This window comes from Azospirillum sp. HJ39, from assembly GCF_041507355.1.
GTDB classification, from domain to species: Bacteria; Pseudomonadota; Alphaproteobacteria; order Azospirillales; family Azospirillaceae; genus Azospirillum; species Azospirillum thiophilum.
Genome location: NZ_CP167912.1, coordinates 843,414 through 865,186, shown reverse-complemented (window position 1 = coordinate 865,186; position 21,773 = coordinate 843,414). Strand labels below are relative to the sequence as shown.

Below are 21,773 nucleotides of genomic sequence, written 5' to 3'. Positions count from 1 at the left end.
GATCGCAAGGCAACCGCTCGACGTGAAAAGGGCGGCCCCCATCGGGAGGCCGCCCTTTTTATTTCGGAACCTGCCCTTGCTACACACGTTCCAGCAGCAGGGCGATGCCCTGGCCGACGCCGATGCACATGGTGCACAGGGCATACCGGCCGCCGCGCAGTTCCAGCTCGACCAGCGCGGTGGTCGCCAGCCGGGCGCCGGACATCCCCAGCGGATGACCGAGCGCGATGGCGCCGCCGTTGGGATTCACCCGAGGATCGTCGTCCGCCAGCCCCAGTTCGCGCAGGCAGGCAAGACCCTGTGCGGCGAACGCCTCGTTCAACTCGATCACGTCGATGCGGTCGAGCGGCACGCCGGTGCGCTCGAGCAGGAGGCGCACAGCCGGGACCGGTCCGATGCCCATCACGCGCGGCTCGACCCCGGCGACCGCCGCGCCGACGATGCGGGCACGCGGCGTCAGCCCATGGCGCCTGGCCGCCGCCTCGCCGGCGACGATCAGCGCCGCCGCGCCGTCGTTGATGCCGGACGCATTGCCGGCGGTCACCGTACCGCCGGGACGCACCACCGGCTTCAGTGCCGCGAGTTGATCGAGCGTGGTGTCCGGCCGCGGATGCTCGTCGGCCGTCACCTCGGTGATCGCACCCTTGCGGCCGGCGACCGGCACGGCGACGATCTCCCGGGCAAAGCGTCCGCTGCGCTGGGCGGCTGCGGCGCGCTGCTGCGAGCGCAGGGCGAAGGAATCCTGATCCTCGCGGGCGATGCCATACCGCTCGGCCACCGTCTCGGCGGTTTCCGGCATGCTGTCCACGCCATGCGATGCCTTCATGCGCGGGTTGACGAAGCGCCAACCCATCGTGGTGTCCTCCAGCCGCATCGCACGGGAGAAGGCACCGTCGGCCTTGCCCATCACGAACGGGGCGCGCGACATGCTCTCCGCCCCGCCGGCCAGCAGCAGGGACTGTTCGCCAGCACGCACGCCGCGCGCCGCGAGCGCGATGGCGTCGAGCCCAGACCCGCAAAGACGATTCACCGTTGTGCCCGGCACCGTTTCCGGCAGGCCGGCCAGCAGGACCGCCATGCGCGCGATGTTGCGGTTGTCCTCTCCCGCCTGGTTGGCGCAGCCCAGGATCACGTCTTCGATCGCCGACGGATCCAGGGAAGGATTGCGGTCGAGCAGCGCCCGCAGGGGAATGGCGGCGAGATCGTCGGCGCGCACCGGCGACAGCGCGCCGGCGTAACGCCCGATCGGCGTGCGCACGGCGTCGCACAGAAATGCTTCGGTCATGGACTGGGCCTTCCGGCTTGGACGGGACGATGGCGGCAGAGCGTGGCAGCTGCGATGCGGCCAGCCGCGGTCCGGACGACTATCGGAAGCCTGGATGGATGCGGCAACTGACATAAAGTTGGCGAAGCATAACCTGCGGTAATGGACATGCCGCCAAGCACTGCCGCCACGGGTCACCCGGCCGCCACCTGCTCCAGCAGCCAGTTGCGCACCTTCGCGATGCGGGCGCGGTCCTGGTGGTTGGGCGGTACCACGAAGTAATAGCCGAGATCGCGGCGTAGCGGCCGGTCGATCGGGCAGACCAGACTGCCGCCGCGCAGCTCCGTCTCCAGCATGGCGGGTTGGCCCATGGCGATGCCAAGCCCGTCCAGGGCGGCCTGATAGGTCAGCAGCGAGCTGGGGAACATCAGCGGCTCCTGCGTTTCCGCCATCGCCAAGCCGGCTGCTTCCAGCCAGTCGGGCCAGTCCCGCCGCCGGTAATGGGAGTGCAGCAACGGGTAGCGCAGCAGATCGGCCGGGGTTTTCACCGGCGGTCCGCCTGCCAGAAGGGCGGGGCTGCACACCGGCAGGATTTCGTCGGCGAACAGGAAAACCGAGTCCATGCCCTGCCAATCGCCGGTGCCGAGCTGGATCGCCGCGTCGACATTGTCGCGGGCGAAGTCGACCGGCGTAACCGCCGTTCGGGTGCGCAACCGCAGATCGGGGTGGTTGGTCTGCAGCTGCGGCAAGCGCCGCATCAGCCATTTCGCCATGAAGGTCGCATAGACCTGCAGCTTCAGGGGGGCGGCGGCTCGGGCGGAAACCAGTTCGTCCGTCGCCTCCGCGATGCAGCGGAAGGCGGGAGCGATCTGCGATGCGTACCGCTTGCCCTCGCCGGTCAGGGTCAGGCCGCGGGTTTCGCGGTGGAACAGCCGGACCCCCAGGTAATCCTCCAGCAAGGCGACCTGCCGGCTGACCGCCGGCTGGGTGACGCCCAACTCGTCCGCCGCCTTGGTGAAGCTGCCGTGCCGGGCCGCGCATTCGAAGACGTGGAGCGGGTTGAGCGGGGGGATCGGACGCACCGTCTCAGGTCCATTACAAAAGGTTATGGGAGGCCAACAACTAGGAAGTTGTCGCTTGTTCGTCAATGCGATTGATTGGCTGCAACGCAATTCGATAGCCCCCGTCGGAGCCCATGGACTTTCAACTCAACCAGGAACAGCGCGCCTTCGCCGACTCCGTGCGCCGCTTCGCCCGCGCCGAGCTGGCCGCCGACGCGCTGAAGCGCGCCCACTCCCCAGCCTTTCCCTGGGACGTGGCCGCGAAACTGTCGGAGATGGGCCTGCTGGGCATCACGATGCGCGAGGAGGATGGCGGCGTTGGCGGCACGCTGATGGATGCGGTGATCGCCATCCAGGAGCTGGCGTTGGTCTGTCCCAAGAGCGCCGACGTCGTCCAGGCCGGCAATTTCGGGCCGATCCGCACCTTTGCCGAATATGCCAGTGCAGAGCAGAAGGAGCGCTGGCTGGGCGACCTGCTCGCCGGGCGCAAGCTGCTGGCGCTGGGCATGAGCGAACCGGACGCGGGATCGGCGGTCACCGACCTGAAGACCAGCGCCCGCGAGGATGGCGATCATTACGTCATCAATGGGTCGAAGGTCTTTTCCACCCACAGCCCGGAAGCGACGCTGTTCCTGGTCTATGTCCGCTTCGCCCCAGGCGTCGGCGGCATCGGCTCGGTGCTGATCGAACGCGGGACGCCGGGCTTCACCATCGGCCAGCCCTCCGCCTTCATGAGCGGCGAGGAATGGTGCCAGCTCTATTTCGAGGACTGCCGGGTTCCCAAGGCGAACGTCCTGCTGGGGCCGGGCGGCTTCAAGAAGCAGATTGCCGGCTTCAACGTGGAGCGCATCGGCAACGCCTCGCGGGCGCTGGCGCTGGGCCGCCATGCCTTCAACCTCGCCAAGGCGCATGCGGAAACGCGGGTCCAGTTCGGCCGCCCGCTGTGCGAGTTCCAGGGCCTGCAATGGAAATTCGCCGACATGGCGCTGAAGCTGGAAGGCGCGCAGCTGCTGCTCTACCGGGCCGCCACCAACGCCGACAACGGCCTGCCGTCGGCCTATGAAACCTCGATCGCCAAGCTGGCCTGCAACCTTGCCGGCTTCGAGGTCGCCAATGAAGCCCTGCAGATCATGGGCGGCACCGGGTACAGCCAGGAAGCGCTGGTCGAATACTGCGTGAAGCGGACACGCGGCTGGATGATCGCCGGCGGCTCAATCGAGATTCTGAAGAACCGCATCGCCGAGGAACTGTTCGAGCGTCGCTTCGATCAGCGTCCACCGCGGGAGAGCCGGTCGTGAGCGGCACCGTTCCAGGCATGGTCAAGGGCTGCACCGGCTTCGCCCTGGCCGAGGCGCTGCTGCGGCCGCGGTCGGTGGCGCTGGTCGGGGTGTCGGACGACATTGCGAAGACCGCCGCCCGTCCGTTGCGCTTCCTGCGCCGTGCCGGCTATGGCGGCGAGGTCTACAGCGTCAATCCCACCCGCGCCACCGTGCAGGGTGAGCCGGCCTTCGCGTCGCTGTCGGCCCTGCCGGAACGGCCGGACCATGCCTTCATCCTGACCGGCACCGATGCGGCCATCGCCGCGCTGGAGGAGTGCGGGCGTCTGGGCGTTCCGGTCGCGACCATCCTGGCCGGCGGCTTTTCCGAGGCGGGCGGCGCCGGGGTCGAGCGCGAGCGGCGGCTGGCGGAGATCGGGCGCTCCTACGGCGTGCGTGTGCTCGGCCCGTCGAGCATCGGTGTCGTCAACGTGCATGAGCGTCTGGTGCTGACCGCCAACGCCGCCTTCGCCGAACCCGACCTGCCGGAAGGCGGGGTGTTCGTCGCCTCGCACAGCGGAAGCCTGATCGGCGCCCTGCTGTCGCGCGGCAAGGCGCGCGGCGTCGGCTTCGCCGGGCTGGTGTCGGTCGGCGGCGAAGTGGATCTGTCGGTCGGCGAAATCTGCGAGGCGACACTCGACGATCCGAAGATCGGCGGCTACCTGCTGTTCCTGGAATCGATGCGCAACGCCGACGCCCTCCGTCGCTTCGCGCTGGCGGCGGCGGAGCGCGGCAAGCCGGTGGCGGCCTACAAGCTGGGCCGCTCGGCGGAGGCGGCGGAACTGGCGGTTTCCCATACCGGCGCGCTGGCCGGGGAGGATGACGTCGCCGATACCTTCCTGCGGGATTGCGGGATCGCCCGGGTGGAATCCTTCGACGGGCTGCTGGAAATCCTGCCGCTGCTCAACCGCATGCCGCCCCGGATGCAGTCGAAGGCCGGACGGCAACCCGCCGTCGGCGTCGTCACCACCACCGGCGGCGGGGCGGCCATGGCCATCGACCAGCTCGCCATCCGCGGCGTTCGGGTCGCCGCCCCCAGCCCGGACACCGTGCGTCGTCTCGCCGAGGCCGGGATCTCGGCCGGGGAGGGGCGCCTGGTCGACCTGACGCTGGCCGGCACCCGCTACGACGTGATGAAGGCCGCGCTGGGGGTGATGCAGACCGCGCCGGAATTCGATCTCGTCCTGGCGACCGTCGGATCCTCCGCCCGTTTCCAGCCCGATCTGGCGGTGGCGCCGGTGATCGACAGCGCGCGCGAGCATGACAAGCCGCTGGCCGCCTTCATCGTGCCGGAGGCGCCGGAGGCGCTGCTGCGCCTGAACGCCGCCGGAGTCCCCTGTTTCCGCGCGCCGGAATCCTGCGGCGACGTGATCGCCGCCGCGCTCAACCGCCGGGCCCCGCGTCGCGAACTGGCGACTCCGCCGCCGCCTGCTCATCCTGGGGCGGGGGCGGGTGCCGGGTCGGGTGCCGGGCGGACCATCGACGAGGCCGAGGCCTACCGTCTGTTCGCCCGCGTCGGCATTCCCCATGCGCCGGTCGCGGTGCTGACGGTCGGCGAACCGGTGCCGGAGCTCCCCTTCGCCTACCCGGTGGTCGCCAAGGTCCTGCATCCCGACATCGCCCACAAGACCGACCTGGGCGGCGTGGTGCTGAACATCGCCGACGCCGATGCGCTGTCCGCCGCCATGGCGGCGATCCGCGGCCGGGTCGAAGCCGCAAGGCCGGGGGTTGGCGTGCGGACCATCCTGGTCCAGCCGATGACCCGCGGCGTGGGCGAGGTGCTGGTCGGCCTGCGCCGCGACCCCCAGGTCGGGCCGGTGGTGATGCTGGCCGCAGGCGGCGTGCTGACCGAGATCTACCGCGACCGTGCCCTGCGGCTGGCGCCGGTGGACCGCGACACCGCGCTGGAGATGATCGGCGAGGTGAAGGCGCTCCAGGCCCTGGCCGGCTATCGTGGCCGGACGGCGGGCGACCTCGGCGCCGTCGCCGATGCGCTGGTCGCCGTCTCCCGCCTTGCCCTGCTGGACGACGTGACCGTGCTGGAGGCGGAGATCAATCCGCTGATGGCGATGGCCGACGGGCAGGGGGCGGTGGCGGTCGACGCGCTGGTCCGGCTGGCAACGGCGGATGCAACCGTCCAGTCCCAAGAAAACGATACCGAAAACCGTTCCGGGAGGAACCGATGATGCCCAGGCCGGATGTGCTCTCGCTGCCGGAGCTTGTGAACGCCAATGAGCGGCTCGTCCATCGCGGCCGGTTCCTGACCGCGGTGATGCGGCTGGACATCGGCGCCGACGCCTATCTGATCTCCATCGACCGCGGGCGGATCGCCGAGGTGCGCAGGGGGCCGTTCGTCATGCCGTCCTGGACCTTCGGCCTGTCCTGCGGGGCCGATGCACTGGGGCGCTTCTGGCAGCCGCTGCCGCCGCCGGGGTTCCACGACCTGTTCGCCCTGCTGCGGCGGGGGGAGCTGACCCTGTCCGGCAACCTGCAACCCTTCATGGCCAATCTCCTCTACATCAAGGACGTGATGGCCAGCCTGCGCAGCCCGAAGGAAACCGCCTGATGCGTGCGACGATCGAATCCATCACCGGGCGTTACATGCGGCTGGACCACAAGGCCCGCGAGCACCGGATCTATTTCGAGGAGGCGGGGCAGGGCATACCGCTGGTCTGCCTGCACACCGCCGGATCGGACGGCCGCCAGTTCCGCGGCATCCTGAACGATCCGCGCATCACCCGCGATTTCCGCGTCATCGCCTTCGACCTGCCCTGGCACGGCAAATCCTCGCCGCCGGCCGGCTGGCAGGACGGTGACTACCAGCTCACCAGCGCCGACTACACCGACATCATCCTGACGGTCTGCCGGGCGCTGGACCTTGACCGCCCGGTGGCGATGGGCTGTTCCATCGGCGGACGCATCGCGCTGCATCTGGCGATGGAACATGCCGGGGAGTTCCGCGCCATCGTCGGGCTGCAATCCTCCGCCCACGTCCATCCCTATTACGATACGACCTGGCTGCATCATCCGGACGTGAATGGCGGGGAGGTCTGTGCCGCCATCGCCGCCGGGCTGGTCGGGCCGAATGCCCCCGACGCCCACCGCTGGGAGACGGTCTGGCACTACATGCAGGGCGGTCCGGGCATCTTCAAGGGCGACCTCTATTTCTACAAGGTGGATGGCGACATCCGCCACCGGTTGGGCGAGATCGACACCAGCCGCTGCCCGCTCTATCTGCTGACCGGCGAATACGACTATTCCTGCTCTCCGGCCGACACGCTGGAGACCGCTGCCTGCATTCCCGGCGCCACCGTATCGATCATGCCGGGGCTGGGCCATTTCCCGATGAGCGAGGATCCGGAGGGCTTCATCGCCCATCTGCTGCCGGTCCTGAGCGAGATCGTCCACCGCTGAGCCCCGTTCCGACGGCAAGCGCTCCGGCGGCAAGCATTCCGACAATAACCGGCCGCCGACCGAAAGCAAGGCGGCGGCCATCAATTCCCCGGGGAGGGATCATTCATGCGTGCCATCACTGTTCGGGCGCCCGGCCTGCGGGTGCTGACTGCAACCGCCGCCGCAGCGCTGACCATCGGTCTGGCCGGTGGAGCCGCCGCCGAGATTTCCGGCAAGACCGTGAAGATCGGCGTGCTGACCGACATGTCCGGTCCCTATTCCGACAATGTCGGCGCCGGAGCGGTGCTGGCGGCCCAGATGGCGGCGGAGGATTTCGGCGGCAAGGTCAACGGCGCGACGATCGAGATCGTCTCGGCCGACCACCAGAACAAGGCCGACATCGGGTCCGGCATCGCCCGGCGCTGGTATGACGTCGAGGGCGTCGATGCGATCACCGAGGTGGTGTCGTCCGCCGTGGCGCTCTCCGTCCAGGGCATCTCGCGCGACAAGAACCGCATGTTCCTGGCGACCGGCCCCGGTACGCCGGAACTGACCGGCAAGGCCTGCTCGCCCGTCGGCGTGCATTGGGCCTACGACAACTACGCCCTGCCGACCGTCGCCACCACCGCGCTGGTCAAGCGCGGCCTGAAGGACTGGTATTTCCTGACCGCCGACTACAGCTTCGGCCATGCGCTGGAAGGCGAGGCGACCCGCGTGGTCAAGGCCAACGGCGGCACCGTCGTCGGGGCGGTGCGGGCGCCGCTCAACACCGCGGACTTCTCGTCCTACCTGCTGCAGGCGCAGTCCTCGCCGGCCACCGTGATCGGTCTGGCCAATGCCGGGGCCGACATGATCAATGCGGTCAAGCAGGCGGGCGAATTCGGCATCGCCGCCGGCGGCAAGACGATGGCGGCGCTGTTGGTCAACCTGCCCGACATCCATGCCCTGGGGCTGGAGAGCGCGCAGGGGCTGACCTTCGCCGAAAGCTTCTATTGGGACATGAACGACGAGACGCGGGCCTGGAGCAGGCGCTTCATGGACCGTTTCAACGGCCGGGCGCCCGGCGGCCTGCAGGCGGCGGTCTATGGCGCGGTGACCCACTATCTGAAGGCGATCCAGGCGATCGACAGCGACGACGCCACCAAGCTGGCCGAACAGATGCGCAAGATGCCGATCAACGACTTCTACACCAAGAACGGCTCGATCCGTCCCGATGGCCGGGTGATCCGCGACATGTATCTGATGCAGGTGAAGAAACCGTCGGAATCCAAGGGGCCGTGGGACTATTACAAGGTCCTGGAGACGGTGCCCGGCGACAAGGCCTTCCGCCCGATGGACCAGGGCGGTTGCCCCCTGGTGGCGAAGTGAGCGGCGGCCGGCCCGGAGCCGTCGTTTCCGGCGGACAGGTCCGGCTGGAACGGGACGGTGCGGTGGCGGTCATCGTCATCGACAACCCGCCGATCAACGCCGGCTCGGTCGGGGTGCGCCGCGGGCTGCTCGACGCCATCGCCGGGGTCGCGGCGGACCCCGACGTCACGGCGGCGGTGTTGATCGGAGCCGGCAAGACCTTCATCGCCGGCTCCGACCTCCGGGAGTTCGGCCAGCCGCTTGAGGAACCGCAACTGCCGGCGGTGATCGCCGCCATCGAGGACTGTCCGAAGCCGGTGGTCGCCGCCCTGCATGGAGCGGCGCTGGGCGGCGGGTTCGAGCTGGCGCTGGGCTGCGACGCCCGCATTGCCGCTCCCGGCACGCTGGTGGGCCTGCCGGAAGTGACGCTGGGCATGATTCCCGGTGCCGGAGGCACCCAGCGCCTGCCGCGCCTGGTCGGCATCTCCACCGCCATCGGGCTGATCTGCGAAGGCCGGCGGGTGGCCGCCGCCGACGCGCTGGCGCTCGGCCTGGTCGACGCCCTGGCGGAGGGAGAGGAGGCAGAGGCTTTGCGCGCCGCCGCCATCGCCCATGCACGCACACTCTCGGGCCGCAAATGCCGGGTGGCCGCCCGCCCGGTTCCCGACGAGCCGGCCGAGCGCATCGAGGCGGCGGCCGGTGCAGCCCTGCGCGCCGGCCGCAACCGCCCGCCGGTGGTGGAGGCGATCCGTGCCGTCCGTGCCGCCGCCGAACGCCCGCTGAACGAGGCGCTGGCGGAGGAGCGGGCCGTTTTCCAGCGCCTGCGCCTGGAAACGGAGGCGGCCGCCCGCCGGCACCTGTTCTTTGCCGAGCGGGAGTCGGCCCGCGTTCCGGGGCTGGAGGGCGTGGCGCCCCGGCGGCTGGAGCGGATCGGGGTGATCGGCGCCGGCACCATGGGGACCGGCATCGCCATCGCCGCGCTCGATGCCGGCCTTCCGGTGACCCTGCTCGAACGCGACGCCGGGGCGCTCGACACCGGGATGGCCCGGCTGCGCGACCATTATGCCCGCCGCGTCGAGGGCGGGAAGATGAGTGCCGAGGTGGCCGGGAAGCGGCTGGCCGCGCTCGACCCGGGCACCGACATGGCGGCGCTCGGCGCGGCCAATCTGGTGATCGAGGCGGTGTTCGAGGATCTGTCGGTCAAGCAGGATCTGTTCCGCCGGCTCGATGCTGTGCTGGCGCCCGGGGCGGTGCTGGCGTCGAACACGTCCTACCTCGACCTCGATGCCATCGCGGCGGCGAGCGGCCGGCCCCAGGATGTGGTGGGCCTGCATTTCTTCAGCCCGGCCAACGTCATGCGCCTGCTGGAGGTGGTGCGCGGGACGAAAACCTCACCCGAGGTTCTGGCGACCGGCCTCGCGCTGGCCAGGCGGTTGGGCAAGCTGCCGGTGGTGGCGGGCAATGCCTTCGGCTTCATCGGCAACCGCATCTACGCCGCCTACCGCCGCCAGTGCGAATTCCTGATCGAGGAGGGTGCCCTGCCGGCCGGGATCGATGCGGCCCTGGAGCGGTTCGGCTTCGCCATGGGGCCGTTCGCCGTCGCCGATCTGTCGGGGCTGGACATCGCCTGGCGGATGCGCCGGCAGCAGGCGGCAACCCAAAGCCTGCCCGCTGGCCCAGCCGCCCGCTATGTCGAGATTCCGGACCGGCTGTGCGAGGCCGGGCGGCTCGGCCGCAAGACCGGCGCCGGCTACTATCGCTATCCGCCCGGTGCCGGGCGTGGCGAGCCCGACCCGGAGGTGACCGCGCTGATCGAGGAGGCGTCGGCCGCCAAGGGAATCGCCCGCCGCGCCATTTCCGATGACGAGATCGTCACCCGCGTTCTGCTGACCATGGTCAACGAGGCCGCCTGCCTGCTGTCCGAGGGGGTGTCCGCCCGTGCATCGGACATCGACCTCGTGCTGGTCAACGGCTATGGCTTCCCGGCATGGGAGGGCGGGCCGCTGTTCTGGGCCGGCCGCCGCGACCCGGCCTGGCTCGGGGCCGAACTGGCGAGGCTGGCCGAACTCAGCGGGCCGGGCTTCCGCTCCTGCGATCCGGGTGTGCTGGCGACCGCCTGACTCTGTCCATTTGCCTGATTACGTCCGTTTCAACGCACCGAGGCAACGATGACGAACGCCGCTTATCCCGACCTTCACCTGTGGATCGGTGGACGCTGGATCGAGGCCGGGGGCCGGACCGCCGAAGCGGTGATCGACCCGGCGACCGGCACGACGCTGGGCCTGCTGCCCCACGCCACCACCGGAGATGTCGATGCGGCGGTGGCAGCGGCGGCGGACGGGTTCCGGGTGTGGCGGCGGACCAGCGCGATCGAACGGTCGGCGCTGTTGCGCCGCACGGCCGACCTGATGCGGGCGGAGGCTGGCGGGCTCGCCGCCCTGATCGCGCTGGAATTGGGCAAGCCGTTCGCCGAAGCTTCGCGCGAGGTGGAGACGGCGGCCGGCATGTTCGATTGGGCGGCGGAGGAATGCCGCCGCTCCTATGGCCGCGTCATTCCACCCCGCACCCCCGGCCACCGGCTGATGGCATTGCGCGAGCCGGTTGGACCGGTCGCGGCCTTCAGCGGCTGGAACGCCCCGGCGATCACGCCGGCGCGCAAGATCGCGGGCGCGCTGGGCGCTGGCTGTTCCATCGTCATCAAGCCGTCCGAGGGGACGCCGGCCGCGGCGCTCTTCATCGCGCGCATGCTGGCCGAAGCCGGTCTCCCGGCCGGCGTCGCCAACATGCTGTTCGGCAATCCCGGTGCGGTTGCCGACCGGCTGCTGGAGGCCGAGGCGATCCGCATGGTGTCCTTCACCGGCTCGATCCCGGTCGGCAAGCATCTGGCCGCCCTGGCGACGCGGACAATGAAGCGCGGCGTGTTCGAACTGGGCGGCCACGCTCCGGTGCTGGTCTTCCCCGACGTGGATGTCGAGGCGGTGGCCCGCGGTGCCGCCGCCGCGAAGTTCCGCAGCTCAGGGCAGATTTGCACGTCGCCGACCCGCTTCTTTGTGCATGAGACGATCCACGACCGTTTCGCGGCCGCCTTCGCCGAGGCCGCGTCGGCGATCCGTGTCGGCGATCCCTTCGATCCGGCAACGCAGATGGGGCCGGTGCAAAATGCCCGGCGGCTGGCTGCCATCGACGCGCTGGTGGAGGATGCCCGTCGCAACGGCGCCACGGTGATGGCCGGCGGCGCCCGCATCGACAGGCCGGGCTTCTTCTATCGGCCGACGGTGCTGGCCGGTGTCACGCCTTCCTGCCGGGCCGCGAACGAGGAACCGTTCGGGCCGCTGGCGCTGGTCGCCTCATTCCGTGACGCGGAGGAGGCGGTGGCGCTGGCGAACCGCCTGTCGCTCGGGCTGGCATCCTATGTCTTCACCCGCGATCTTGCCCTGGCCGACCGGCTTTCGGCGGAAATCGAGTGTGGCAACGTCGTGGTGAACCACTGGCTGGTGTCCTATCCCGAGACACCCTTCGGCGGCGTCAAGGACAGCGGCATCGGTCTGGAGGGTGGAAGCGAGGGATTCCAGGCATTCGAGCAGGTGAAGTTCGTCAGTCTGGCACCCCACTGATCGGGCAGGCCACGGACATGCCGAATCACAAAGCGCCGCTCTCCTGGGACAGCGGCGCTTTGCGGTTTCGGACTGGATGCTCCGGGGGCAAAAATGCCCGGGCGGCGGCCTCAGGCGGCGAGCCGTTCTTCCTGGAGCCGGCGGCTGCGGCGAAGGCGCTCGAACAGCTGCTGTACGCTGTCGCGGCTGATTCCGTCGCGGGCCATGACGGCGATCACGATCGGATCTTCCAGCAGTTCGGAAAGGGTCGGCGTCGTCTTGCGGTCCATGCGTCCCTCCCTTGGTCCGGCTTCCCTGTACCGTGGCCGTCCCGGAAGAGGGATCGGCGGACGGTCGAAGCCGGTGATGGCGATTGGCCTAATCCCTGCTGCGTGTGCGTCCCGGCTTTCGGTACCCGGATGGTCGCCGGGGACATAGCCCCATTGATCCGGATTGTGCGTTGAAAATACAATTCAGCGACCATAACGCATGCCGGGTGGTATTGTCACCCGTCCTTTTGGCGATCCGCACTATATCTTTTCGAGAGTCAGTATAGGGGGTATTTTGCACAAATGGCGCTGGGTCTACTCCTGCCCGGCACGGACACGGGTCAGGCTGGCTCCGGCGGCGGGACCGCCCGGGACGGCGGCGGGAACCGTGACGTCCACCTGGACGCGGCGCACCTTGGCGTGGGACAGGCAGAGGTCGGCGGCGCGGTCGGTCAGATAGTCCGGGCCGGGCACCCCGGATTCGGCGCACAGGCGGCGCAGGTCCTCGACGATGTCCTCATAGGACATGACGGCGGCGATGTCGTCGGGGAAGCCGGGGCCGGGGTGGGTGACGGTCAGCGTCAGGTCGAAGCGGACCTGCGGCCGGTCGGACCGGCCGGCCATGTCCACAGCGGCGGCGAAGCCGCGCACGAGGATGGTGTAGGTGAGCGGCGCGCCGCCCGGCTGGACCGTGACGGCCCGTTCTGCGTTGTGGTCCGACAACAGAGTCTCCCGGCCGGCGGCCCGGCACCGGCATTGCGTTCAGGCGCGCACTATAAGCGGTGGCGCCGCCGGCAAAAACGTCAAAACACGGTATGTCAGAGCGTTTCGGCGATCCGCAGCACGGTCTCGCGGCCCGGCACGGCGTCGCGCAGCGCGTCGATGCGCCGGCCGAGCACCGGATGGACGGTATCGGCGGCGATGTCGGCCAGCGGGCAGAGGACGAAGGCGCGCTCCGCCATGCGCGGGTGCGGGATCTCCAACTCCGGCGTCGCCATCACGGTGTCGGCATAGAGCAGGATGTCGATGTCGATCGGGCGCGGGCCGAAGCGCAGGCCGCCCTGGTCCCGGCCGAGCGCGGCCTCGATCTCCTTGAGGGCGCTGAGAAGCGCCGGCGGGTCGAGGCGCGTGGTGCCGCGCACCGCCATGTTCAGGAAGGCCGGCTGGTCGGTCACATACATCGGCGCCGTCTCGTAGAGCGCCGAGTGCGCATCGATCTCCACCGCCGCGCCGAGCCGCCGGATCGCTTCGGCCAGATTGGCGGCGCGGTCGCCCAGATTGCCGCCCAGCGCAAGATGGACGGTGACGGGGGGGCTGGGGGAAGGCTGGGAGGAAGGCCGGGAGGAAGGCGGGGAAGAAGGATGGGAGGGCTGCGGCGGAAGCTCGGCCATGGCGTTGGCGGTCCTGATGTGCTGGGATGGGCGGGTGGCGGAATTCCTAGCAAATCTCCGCACCCCCGTCATGCCCGCCCGTCGATCCGCCGCCGAACCGGTCCTGGGAAGCGGCAGCCGGGCGGAACGGAGCGGCGGCGGCGGGGTTTCAGCACTGCATCAACCGGTTGAGACGATCCCGGCGATGACAGGATATCCTGGTGGAGGACGAGACATGGAGGACGAGGCATGGACTTGCGCGCGGCGATGATCCTTCTCGGCGGCACGGCCGCCCTGCTGGCGGGCTGCGCCACCGGCCCCGATCCGGAGGTGGCCCGGCGTGCCCAGACCGCGATGATCGGCATGCCCAAGGCCGACCTGCTGGCCTGCGCCGGCGTGCCCGACCGGCAGGCGGTGGCGTCCGGCCGGGAATATTACACCTATGTGGCGCGGCCTGCCGCCGCCTACAGCCCGGGCAGCAGCATCGGCATCGGTGCCGGAAGCTTCGGCGGCAGCGGCGGGGTGGGGCTCGGGCTCGGCTTCGGCGTGCCGATCGGCAGCGGCAGCCCCGGCTGCGAGGCCACGGTGGTGGTCGGCCCGCGCGGCACGGTGGAGCAGGTCAGCTATCCGGCCGGCGCCTCGCTGTCGGCCTGCACGCCCATCGTCAACAATTGCATGGCACCGCAGGGCTGAGGCCGCCGACCGAAGGGCGGTCCATAACACTTTGAGATGAGGCGGTCAGGGCTGTCGCGGCATCGGGCAATCCCGTATCCTCGACCGGAAACCGGCTTCAGCCAAGGGACCGCAGCCAAGGGACCGCCAGGGAACCGGAGCCCGCAAAGGGCCGCATCAGGGTTGGAGGAACGACGAACCATGGACATGAGCGGAAGCCACCGGATCGAGGCCCCGCGCGCGACGGTGTGGGCGGCGCTGAACGATCCGGAGATCCTGCGCCAGTGCATCCCCGGCTGCGAGGAGGTGGTCAGGCAGTCCGACACCGAGATGACCGCCAAGGTCGTCGCCAAGGTCGGCCCGGTCAGCGCCAAATTCGCCGGGAAGGTCACGCTGTCGGACCTCGACCCGCCCAACGGCTACACCATCAGCGGCGAGGGATCGGGAGGCGCGGCCGGCTTCGGCAAGGGCGGCGCCACGGTTACGCTGGCCGACGACGGCGGCGCCACCCTGCTGACCTACAGCGCCAAGGCCCAGGTCGGCGGCAAGCTGGCGCAGATCGGCTCCCGGCTGGTCGACGCCACTGCCCGCAAGATGGCGGAGGAGTTCTTCGCCCGTTTCACCCGGATCGTCGGCCCCCCGCCGGCCGAGGCGGAGCCGGCTGCCGGTCCTGCGGCGGCCGTTCCAGCGGAGGCTGCCGCCGTGCCGGTGGCAGCCGCAACCGTGGTGACGCCGCCGCCGGAAGTCCCGCTGCCGCTGCCGGCCGGGCATGGGTCCGGCGGCGGGGCCGGCGGGGCGATTGGCGGAGGAATCGGCGGTGGAATCGGGCTGGGGGGCAGCGGCTTCTACGTGCCGTGGGGCGCTCTTCTCGTGGTTGTGGTCCTGCTCGCGGCGCTTGCCTGGATTAATTAATCTGGCAGATTGTTCATTGGTCGTACGGCTGTATCAAAGGGGTTTGACGGATCCCCGGAATGTGTATGCTGCCGCGCGATTCCGGTCGGCACCGTCGGCCGGCCGATCCATCGGAAGGGAAGCCGAAGTATGAAGAAGCTGTTGATGGGCGTTGCCGCCGTTGCCGCCGTCGTCATGGGTGCCGGTGCCGCTCAGGCCGCCGACGCCGCCGCCGGCAAGGACGTGTTCAAGGTTTGCATGGCCTGCCACACCACCGAGCAGGGCAAGAACAAGGTCGGTCCGTCGCTGTTCGGCGTCGTCGGTCGTCCGGCCGCTTCGATCGAAGCCTTCAAATATTCGGCGCCGATGAAGGAAAAGGCCGCCGGCGGCCTGGTCTGGACCGCGGAGACCCTGGACGCCTACATCAAGGCTCCGAAGGAGATCGTTCCCGGCGGCACCATGGCCTTTGCCGGCCTGAAGGACGACACCAAGCGCGCCGACCTGATCGCCTTCCTGGGCGAGCAGAAGTAAGGCCGCTTTTCCCTGGGCTGCCCGGTCAGCCCGAGGGGCTTCGGACGGCGGAAGGGCCGGAGACGCGATGTCTCCGGCCCTTCGCGTTTCAACCCGGATTTTTGCTGCCGATCTTGTGCTGCCGATCGGTGCATTCGGCTCAAGCCTTCCGGGCGGAGTCTCAGCCGGCAGCCTCCAGGCTCTTGCTCGCCACCTCGTAGACATCCGGCGACAGGCCCGGCGTGGCGACGATCCGCTCCAACTGGGCCTTCATCAACGCCTGGCGGGCCGCGTCATAGCGCCGCAGGCGGGAGAAGGGCCCCATCAGGCGGGATGCAACCTGAGGGTTCATGGGGTCCAGGCGAAGCACCTGATCGGCGAGGAAGCGGTATCCGGCACCGCCCGCGTCGTGGAAGCGCACCGGGTTGCCGTTGGCGAAGCCGCCGATCAGCGCATAGACCTTGTTCGGGTTCCGGATCTCGAAGGCCGGATGACCCAGCAGGGCTGTCACACGGTCCAGCGCGTCGGCGCGATTGGACATCGCCTGTACGCCGAACCATTTGTCGACCACCAGCGCCTCGCCCTTCCAGCGCTGGTAGAAGTCGGCCAGTGCAGCCTCCCCCTCCGGCGAGGAGGCATTGGACAGGAACTGCAGCGCCGCGATCTCGTCGGTCATGCCCTGGGCGGTGCGATATTGCGTCAGGCAGAGGCCCAGCGCCTCGGCATCCTCCAGCGCCATCAGATAGGCGAGACACAAATTCTTCAACGCCCGCCGGCCGATGGCCCCGGCATCGGCCGAGAAGGGCTCCTGGCTGCTGTTGCGGCGATAGAGGTCGAGGAACTGCGGGCGCAGCCTGCCGGCCAGCGTCTTGCGCGCGAACTCCCGCACCGTGTGGATGGCGTCGGGATCGACCACCGCCATCTGCGTGCCGAGATACGCCTCGGTCGGCAGGACCAGCGCCTGGGCGGCGAAGGCCGGATCGCGGTCCGCATCGGCCAGGATGCGGGCGACGGCATCGACGTAGCCGTCGGGCAGGGCCGCCTCGCGCCCGGCCTGCCGCTCGGCGACCAGCCCCAGCAGGATGCGGGTGCCGAGACTCTGCCCGGCCTCCCACCGGTTGAAGGCGTCGCTGTCGTTCGCCATCAGGAAGGTCAGGTCGCCGTCGGTCAGGTCGGTCTTCAGCTTCACCGGGGCGGAGAAGCCGCGCAGCAGCGACGGCACCGGCCGGGCCGGTATGTCGCGGAAGGTGAAGCTCTGGCTTTCCGCGGTGACATGCATGATGCGGCTGGTGGCGCCCCCGGCCGCCGCATCCTCGCCGCCATCCTCGTCCTCCAGCCGCAGCGGCAGATCCCGCCCGTCCGGGCCGAGCAGGCCGACCGTCAGCGGGATGTGCATCGGCTGCTTGGCCGGCTGGCCGGGCGTCGGCGGCACGGTCTGCCTGACCGTCAGCGTGTAGGTTGCCGCCGCGGCGTCGTGGCTGCCGGCGATCTCCAGCTCCGGTGTGCCGGCCTGACGGTACCACAGCTGGAACTGGGTCAGGTCGACGCCGCTGGCATCGGCCATGGCGGCGACGAAATCGTCGCAGGTGACCGCCTGTCCGTCATGGCGCTGGAAATAGAGGTCGATGCCCTTGCGGTAGTTCGCCGCCCCCAGCAGGGTGTGGATCATGCGGATGACTTCCGCACCCTTGTTGTAGACGGTCGGGGTGTAGAAGTTGTTGATCTCGACATAGGCGTCGGGGCGCACCGGATGAGCCATCGCGCCGGCATCCTCCTGGAACTGCACGGTGCGCAGCCCCTGGACGTCGCCGATGCGCTTGACCGCGCGGGAATGCATGTCGGCCGAGAATTCCTGGTCGCGGAAGACGGTCAGCCCCTCCTTCAGCGACAGCTGGAACCAGTCGCGGCAGGTGACGCGGTTGCCGGTCCAGTTGTGGAAATACTCATGCGCGACCACCGCCTCGATGTTGAGGAAGTCGGTGTCGGTCGCGGTTTCCGGCCGGGCCAGGATGTATTTGGTGTTGAAGACGTTGAGCGACTTGTTTTCCATCGCCCCCATGTTGAAGTCGCTGACCGCAACGATGTTGAAGATGTCCAGGTCGTATTCCAGGCCGTAGACCTCTTCGTCCCAGCGCATCGACTTGACCAGCGACCGCATGGCGTGGTCGATCTTGTCCTCGTTCCCCGGCTCGACATAGATGCGCAGCGTGACGTCGCGCCCCGACGAGGTGCGGAACCGGTCCTCGCCATGGACGAGGCGGCCGGCGACCAGCGCGAACAGGTAGCAGGGCTTGGGGAACGGATCCTCCCAGCGCGCCCAGTGGCGCCCATCCTCCAGATCGCCCGAGGCGGCGAGGTTGCCGTTGGACAGCAACACCGGATAGCGCGACTTGTCCGCGGTGATGGTGGTGCCGTAGCGCGCCATCACGTCCGGCCGGTCGATGAAATAGGTGATCTTGCGGAATCCCTCCGCCTCGCACTGGGTGCAGAAGTTGCCGGAGGATTTGTAGAGCCCCTCCAGCGCCGTGTTCTCCTGCGGCTTGATGCGGACGATCGTTTCCAGCGTGAAGCTGTCCGGCACTTCGGGCAGGGTCAGATGATCGGGCGTGACGGTGTATTCGTCCGGCCCCAGCGTCCGGCCGTCCAGCGCCACCGACACCAGTTCCAGCCGCTGTCCGTCGAGCGTGAGCGGCTCGGCCGCCGCATCGGCGCGGGCCGGGTTGCGGCGGATCGCCATCGCCGCGCGCACGGTGGTGGCGTCCTCGCCCAGATCGACGAACAGGTCCACCGTGTCGATCAGATGCGCCGGCGGGCGATAATCCTGGAGCCTGATGGCCTTCGGCGTGCCTTTGTCCATGTGCCTTGTCTCTGGTCTGTCGTACGGAACGGCCCTGCGGGACGAGTCCGAGGGGACAGGAACTGTAGCAAGGCGGAACCGGGCTGTCTCGGGTGGGAATGGGGGTGGGAACGGGGGAACGGCGGAGGCGGGCAGGCCGTCCTACCGCTTGACCTGCGCCACCTTCAGCAGGGTGAAGGCTCCCATGTTGTCGACATACTGCTGGTAGAAGAAGCGCCATTTCTTGCCGTTGCGCACCCCGACCAGCGTGACCTTGACCGCGTCGGTGCCGGGCACGTTCATGTATTGCGACTTGTGCAGGGTGGTGCCGTGCAGGCGCATGCCCTGGCGCAGTCCGGCCTCGTCGATGCGGCCCTGGGCGGTCTGCAGGTTGCCGTGGGAGGCGGAATAGGTGCCGCCGCCATGGTCGCTGAAGCCGAAGGAACAGCCGTCCATCGTCGGGGTGAACATCACGTCGGCCTCGTCCTCCAGCACGATGAGATGCTTGAAATCCTGGTCATAGGGCAGCCAGTAGGCGTTCCAGCTGCCCGGCAGGTTCCCCTGGTCGTAGCGCACCGACCAGACGGCCACGTTCTTGGTCGAGAATTGCGAGATGACGCCGGTGCCCTTGCGGGTGCAGGGCATGCCGTCGTCGCTGAGGCTGAAGCCCTTGACGCCGCCGACGCGGTAGTTGGGCTGGTAGGCTTGGTACTGGACCAGCAGCAGGTTGTTCTTCAGGAAGCTTTCGGGATTGGCGGCCAGATCGGCAATGCTCGGCATATGCGGCGTCTCCTGCGGATCGGGTCAGATGACACCGGTGACGGACCGCCGGAACCCGGCCTCGGTCTCGTTGCCGGCCAGGAACCAGTATGCCTTCATCAGCGCGAACTGCTGGTTGTCGTCGCGCAGCAGCACATAGGCGCAATAGACGGTGCCGTCGTCCGGCCGCAGGAAGGCGGCGATCCACGGATTCTGCCGCGTGCCGATGTGGGCGGCATGACCCAGCTTGCGCGTGATGTCGTTGCGGTAGCCGACCAGCGTCGCCGCATGCCCCTGGCGGAACGGCAGTGCCGACAACGCCTGATAATTCTGGAGAATGGTGGGATTGCCGTCCCCTTCCTCGGCGTACCATTGCGCCACTTCCATATACTCGTTGGCCCGCGCATTCGCCCGGTCGTACCGCGCCTGTTTCTGCCGGTCGGTATGGCCGGCGGCGGTCTTCTTCAGAAAGCTGATCAGTCCCATTGATGGTCCCTCCCGATATCCCTTTGGCGACGCTAGCAGAGCACCCGAGGCATCGCAAAAGGGTGTGGGTCATATAAGGGTATGACATTCGGGGGTGTTCATCCATGTTGCGGATGGTTGCCGATGGCCTTGGTCACACCGTGCTTGGCAGGCGCTTGCCACCAGCAACGTTGCTGCCAGATCCCGACGTGCGTATCGGAAGTGGTGCCGGCACCGGGGTTCCGTGCGACCGCCTTACGGGGTGTCGATGCGGATCAGCCCGCGCCCTGCCCGTTCAACGCCGGACACGCTGACTGGGGACGGCTATCCGGCTGCGGAGGTGCGGCGGGGATGGGAAACGATATAAAGACAGAGGCTTAGCGAAGTTTCATGGCGGAAGAGGTGGGATTCGAACCCACGGTAGGCTCACACCTACGACGGTTTTCAAGACCGTTGCCTTAAACCACTCGGCCACTCTTCCTCCGGCCCACGGAAGTAGCGAATGCGCCGGGACGGGTCAAGCGTCGCGCGCGGTGGTGCGTGTTTTGCCCGTCAGTTGCGGATCGGGCGGCCCAGCGTGCGCAGGCGGCGGGTCGGTTTCGGTGGGGACGGGCTGTCGGAGAAGTCGGGGAGGCTGGGAGCGCGGGCGATGGTCTTGCGGATCAGGTCGGCCGTCGCGTCGAGGTCGTCCAGCAGTTCCGGCGCGACGCGGCCGGCATAGCGCGGCCCCAGCAGGCGGCTGCGGGTCTCGTCGATGCTGCGAAGCTCCGGTTCGAACAGCTCGCGCGCGCCGATGGGGAGAACCTGGTCCTGGCGCATGCCGGAGAAATAATCGCGCATCGTCCGCGCCAGCATCCGCGTCAGCAGAAGGTCCATCCGCTCGAACTCGGCGCGCAGGTCGCTCAGCCGCGATTCGTCGATGCCCCCCAGGCGATCCTCGGTCAGGACGAACAGGGCGCGGATCTCCTCCACCTTCCGGCGGAAATCGAGGAAGGAGGCGAAGCGGTCCTCGCCCATGTCGCGCTGCGCCCGTCCGGCAAGCCGCGAGGCCTCGGCCGCCTGACGCTCCAGCGCCGCCAGCAGCCCCTTCACCTCGTCCCGGCTGTCGTCACGCCCCCAGGCCATGTCCCCCCGCCGCTCCCCAATGACCGCAGGCTCCCGGAGCATGCCAGGGCCTTACGGTCATCCTAAAAGCAAGAGTTTTAACGAAATGCTTTTGTTTCGCCGATTCCACAGGGTGGGCGCGGTCAGGCGTCGCGCAGGTCCAGTACCACCGGCGTATGGTCCGACGCCTTCTCCGCGCCGCGCGGGCGGCGGTCGATGCTGCAGCCGGCCAGACGGTCGGCGGCCTGCGGCGACAGCAGGAAATGGTCGATGCGCAAGCCATTGTCGCGTGGCCAGCTGCCGGCCTGATAATCCCAGAAGGTATAGGCGCGGTCGTCGTCATGCAGTGCGCGGTAGGCCTCGGTCAGGCCGAGATTCAGCAAGGCGCGGAATTTCGCCCGGGATTCCGGAAGGAACAGGGCGTCGCCGGCGAAGGCCTGCGGCGAGAAGACGTCGCGTGCCTCGGGGATGATGTTGTAGTCGCCGCCCAGCACCACCGGGATCTCCTGTGCCAGCAGGTCCTGGGCATGCCGGTACAGCCGGTCCATCCAGCGCAGCTTGTAGGCGTATTTCTCGCCCGGCACCGGATTGCCGTTGGGCAGGTAGATCGAGGCGATGCGCACGCCGGACACCGTGGCCTCGACATAGCGGGCCTGCTCGTCCTCGGGTTCGCCCGGAAGGCGCGTCACCACATCCTCTGCCGGGGCCTTCGACAGCAGGGCGACGCCGTTGTAGGCCTTCTGCCCGACGGCATTGACGTGGTAGCCGAGCTCCTCGAACGCCGCGCGGGGGAAGGCCGCGGTCTCGCACTTGATTTCCTGGAAGAGCGCGACGTCCGGGGACACCGCGCGCAGCCAGTCGGTGATCAGCGGAAGGCGGGCCTTCGCCGAGTTGACGTTCCAGGTGGCGATCTTCACGAAAAA

The 21,773-nt window shown here is 68.9% G+C and carries 20 protein-coding genes and 1 tRNA gene; 10 read left to right on the top strand and 11 right to left on the bottom strand.

The genetic code is table 11. The annotated features are described in order from the left end of the window. Window positions 1–79: 79 nt before the first annotated feature. Together pcaF and gcvA are read right to left on the bottom strand one after the other, a co-directional pair. On the bottom strand, window positions 80–1,285 hold the full coding sequence (gene pcaF, locus ABMY26_RS31390) for a 3-oxoadipyl-CoA thiolase (RefSeq protein WP_372399421.1): 1,206 nt from the start codon (window positions 1,283–1,285) through the stop codon (window positions 80–82). Between the two features lie 173 nt (window positions 1,286–1,458). Continuing rightward, window positions 1,459–2,346, bottom strand: a complete 888-nt coding sequence (gcvA, locus tag ABMY26_RS31385) for a transcriptional regulator GcvA (RefSeq protein ID WP_372399420.1) — start codon at window positions 2,344–2,346, stop codon at window positions 1,459–1,461. Between the two features lie 113 nt (window positions 2,347–2,459). On the opposite strand from gcvA, the gene ABMY26_RS31380 reads away from it, so the two are divergent. From ABMY26_RS31380 to ABMY26_RS31350, 7 genes are all read left to right on the top strand, one after another. Continuing rightward, on the top strand, window positions 2,460–3,623 hold the full coding sequence (locus ABMY26_RS31380) for an acyl-CoA dehydrogenase family protein (RefSeq protein WP_372399419.1): 1,164 nt from the start codon (window positions 2,460–2,462) through the stop codon (window positions 3,621–3,623). Continuing rightward, on the top strand, window positions 3,620–5,827 hold the full coding sequence (locus ABMY26_RS31375; RefSeq protein WP_372399418.1) for an acetate--CoA ligase family protein: 2,208 nt from the start codon (window positions 3,620–3,622) through the stop codon (window positions 5,825–5,827). The genes ABMY26_RS31380 and ABMY26_RS31375 overlap by 4 nt, the downstream gene beginning before the upstream one ends. Beyond that, window positions 5,824–6,207, top strand: a complete 384-nt coding sequence (locus tag ABMY26_RS31370; protein WP_372399417.1) for a hypothetical protein — start codon at window positions 5,824–5,826, stop codon at window positions 6,205–6,207. Before ABMY26_RS31375 ends, ABMY26_RS31370 begins: the two co-directional genes overlap by 4 nt. Next, window positions 6,207–7,055, top strand: a complete 849-nt coding sequence (locus ABMY26_RS31365; protein WP_372399416.1) for an alpha/beta fold hydrolase — start codon at window positions 6,207–6,209, stop codon at window positions 7,053–7,055. Before ABMY26_RS31370 ends, ABMY26_RS31365 begins: the two co-directional genes overlap by 1 nt. A 105-nt stretch (window positions 7,056–7,160) precedes the next feature. After that, window positions 7,161–8,402 (top strand): ABC transporter substrate-binding protein, encoded by a 1,242-nt coding sequence (locus ABMY26_RS31360; protein ID WP_372399415.1) that lies wholly within the window; start codon window positions 7,161–7,163, stop codon window positions 8,400–8,402. Continuing rightward, window positions 8,399–10,501, top strand: a complete 2,103-nt coding sequence (locus ABMY26_RS31355; RefSeq protein WP_372399414.1) for a 3-hydroxyacyl-CoA dehydrogenase NAD-binding domain-containing protein — start codon at window positions 8,399–8,401, stop codon at window positions 10,499–10,501. Before ABMY26_RS31360 ends, ABMY26_RS31355 begins: the two co-directional genes overlap by 4 nt. Window positions 10,502–10,549: 48 nt before the next feature. Beyond that, a complete protein-coding gene (locus ABMY26_RS31350; protein WP_372399413.1) occupies window positions 10,550–11,995 on the top strand; it encodes an NAD-dependent succinate-semialdehyde dehydrogenase in 1,446 nt (481 codons plus the stop codon). A gap of 110 nt (window positions 11,996–12,105) precedes the next feature. Here the strand turns inward: ABMY26_RS31350 and ABMY26_RS31345 are convergent, their stop codons facing one another. From ABMY26_RS31345 to folK, 3 genes are all read right to left on the bottom strand, one after another. Then, window positions 12,106–12,264: a hypothetical protein gene (locus ABMY26_RS31345; protein ID WP_167543396.1), complete on the bottom strand. Its 159-nt coding sequence runs from the start codon at window positions 12,262–12,264 to the stop codon at window positions 12,106–12,108. Window positions 12,265–12,558: 294 nt separating this feature from the next. Further along, complete coding sequence (locus tag ABMY26_RS31340) at window positions 12,559–12,966, bottom strand: dihydroneopterin aldolase (RefSeq protein ID WP_372399412.1); 408 nt, start codon at window positions 12,964–12,966, stop codon at window positions 12,559–12,561. 95 nt (window positions 12,967–13,061) lie between these two features. Further along, window positions 13,062–13,634, bottom strand: a complete 573-nt coding sequence (gene folK, locus ABMY26_RS31335) for a 2-amino-4-hydroxy-6-hydroxymethyldihydropteridine diphosphokinase (protein WP_372399411.1) — start codon at window positions 13,632–13,634, stop codon at window positions 13,062–13,064. A 228-nt stretch (window positions 13,635–13,862) separates the two neighbouring features. Here folK and ABMY26_RS31330 point away from each other — a divergent pair, with 228 nt between their 5' ends. The 3 genes from ABMY26_RS31330 (at window position 13,863) to ABMY26_RS31320 (ending at window position 15,707) form a co-directional block, all read left to right on the top strand. Further along, window positions 13,863–14,306, top strand: coding sequence for a hypothetical protein (locus ABMY26_RS31330; protein WP_372399410.1), 444 nt, complete (start codon window positions 13,863–13,865; stop codon window positions 14,304–14,306). A 180-nt stretch (window positions 14,307–14,486) separates the two neighbouring features. After that, window positions 14,487–15,197 carry a carbon monoxide dehydrogenase subunit G gene (locus ABMY26_RS31325; RefSeq protein WP_372399409.1) on the top strand — a complete coding sequence of 237 codons (711 nt, stop codon included), beginning with the start codon at window positions 14,487–14,489 and terminating at the stop codon, window positions 15,195–15,197. Window positions 15,198–15,326: 129 nt separating this feature from the next. Continuing rightward, the gene (locus tag ABMY26_RS31320) at window positions 15,327–15,707 is read left to right on the top strand and encodes a cytochrome c family protein (RefSeq protein WP_372399408.1); all 381 of its coding nucleotides are present in this window, start codon (window positions 15,327–15,329) and stop codon (window positions 15,705–15,707) included. Window positions 15,708–15,867: 160 nt separating this feature from the next. Here the strand turns inward: ABMY26_RS31320 and pepN are convergent, their stop codons facing one another. The 6 genes from pepN to xth all read right to left on the bottom strand — a co-directional run bounded on the left by pepN (window position 15,868) and on the right by xth (window position 21,767). After that, window positions 15,868–18,543: an aminopeptidase N gene (gene pepN / locus ABMY26_RS31315; protein WP_372399407.1), complete on the bottom strand. Its 2,676-nt coding sequence runs from the start codon at window positions 18,541–18,543 to the stop codon at window positions 15,868–15,870. 141 nt (window positions 18,544–18,684) lie between these two features. Then, the gene (locus ABMY26_RS31310; protein ID WP_372399406.1) at window positions 18,685–19,302 is read right to left on the bottom strand and encodes a hypothetical protein; all 618 of its coding nucleotides are present in this window, start codon (window positions 19,300–19,302) and stop codon (window positions 18,685–18,687) included. A 24-nt stretch (window positions 19,303–19,326) separates the two neighbouring features. Then, entirely contained in the window at window positions 19,327–19,767 is a 441-nt protein-coding gene (locus ABMY26_RS31305; RefSeq protein WP_372399405.1) for a hypothetical protein, read from the bottom strand. A 370-nt stretch (window positions 19,768–20,137) separates the two neighbouring features. After that, window positions 20,138–20,227 (bottom strand) — tRNA-Ser (locus tag ABMY26_RS31300). Window positions 20,228–20,298: 71 nt separating this feature from the next. Further along, a complete protein-coding gene (locus ABMY26_RS31295) occupies window positions 20,299–20,871 on the bottom strand; it encodes a hypothetical protein (RefSeq protein WP_045584400.1) in 573 nt (190 codons plus the stop codon). A gap of 122 nt (window positions 20,872–20,993) precedes the next feature. Next, window positions 20,994–21,767: an exodeoxyribonuclease III gene (gene xth, locus ABMY26_RS31290; protein WP_372399404.1), complete on the bottom strand. Its 774-nt coding sequence runs from the start codon at window positions 21,765–21,767 to the stop codon at window positions 20,994–20,996. Window positions 21,768–21,773 lie beyond the last annotated feature (6 nt).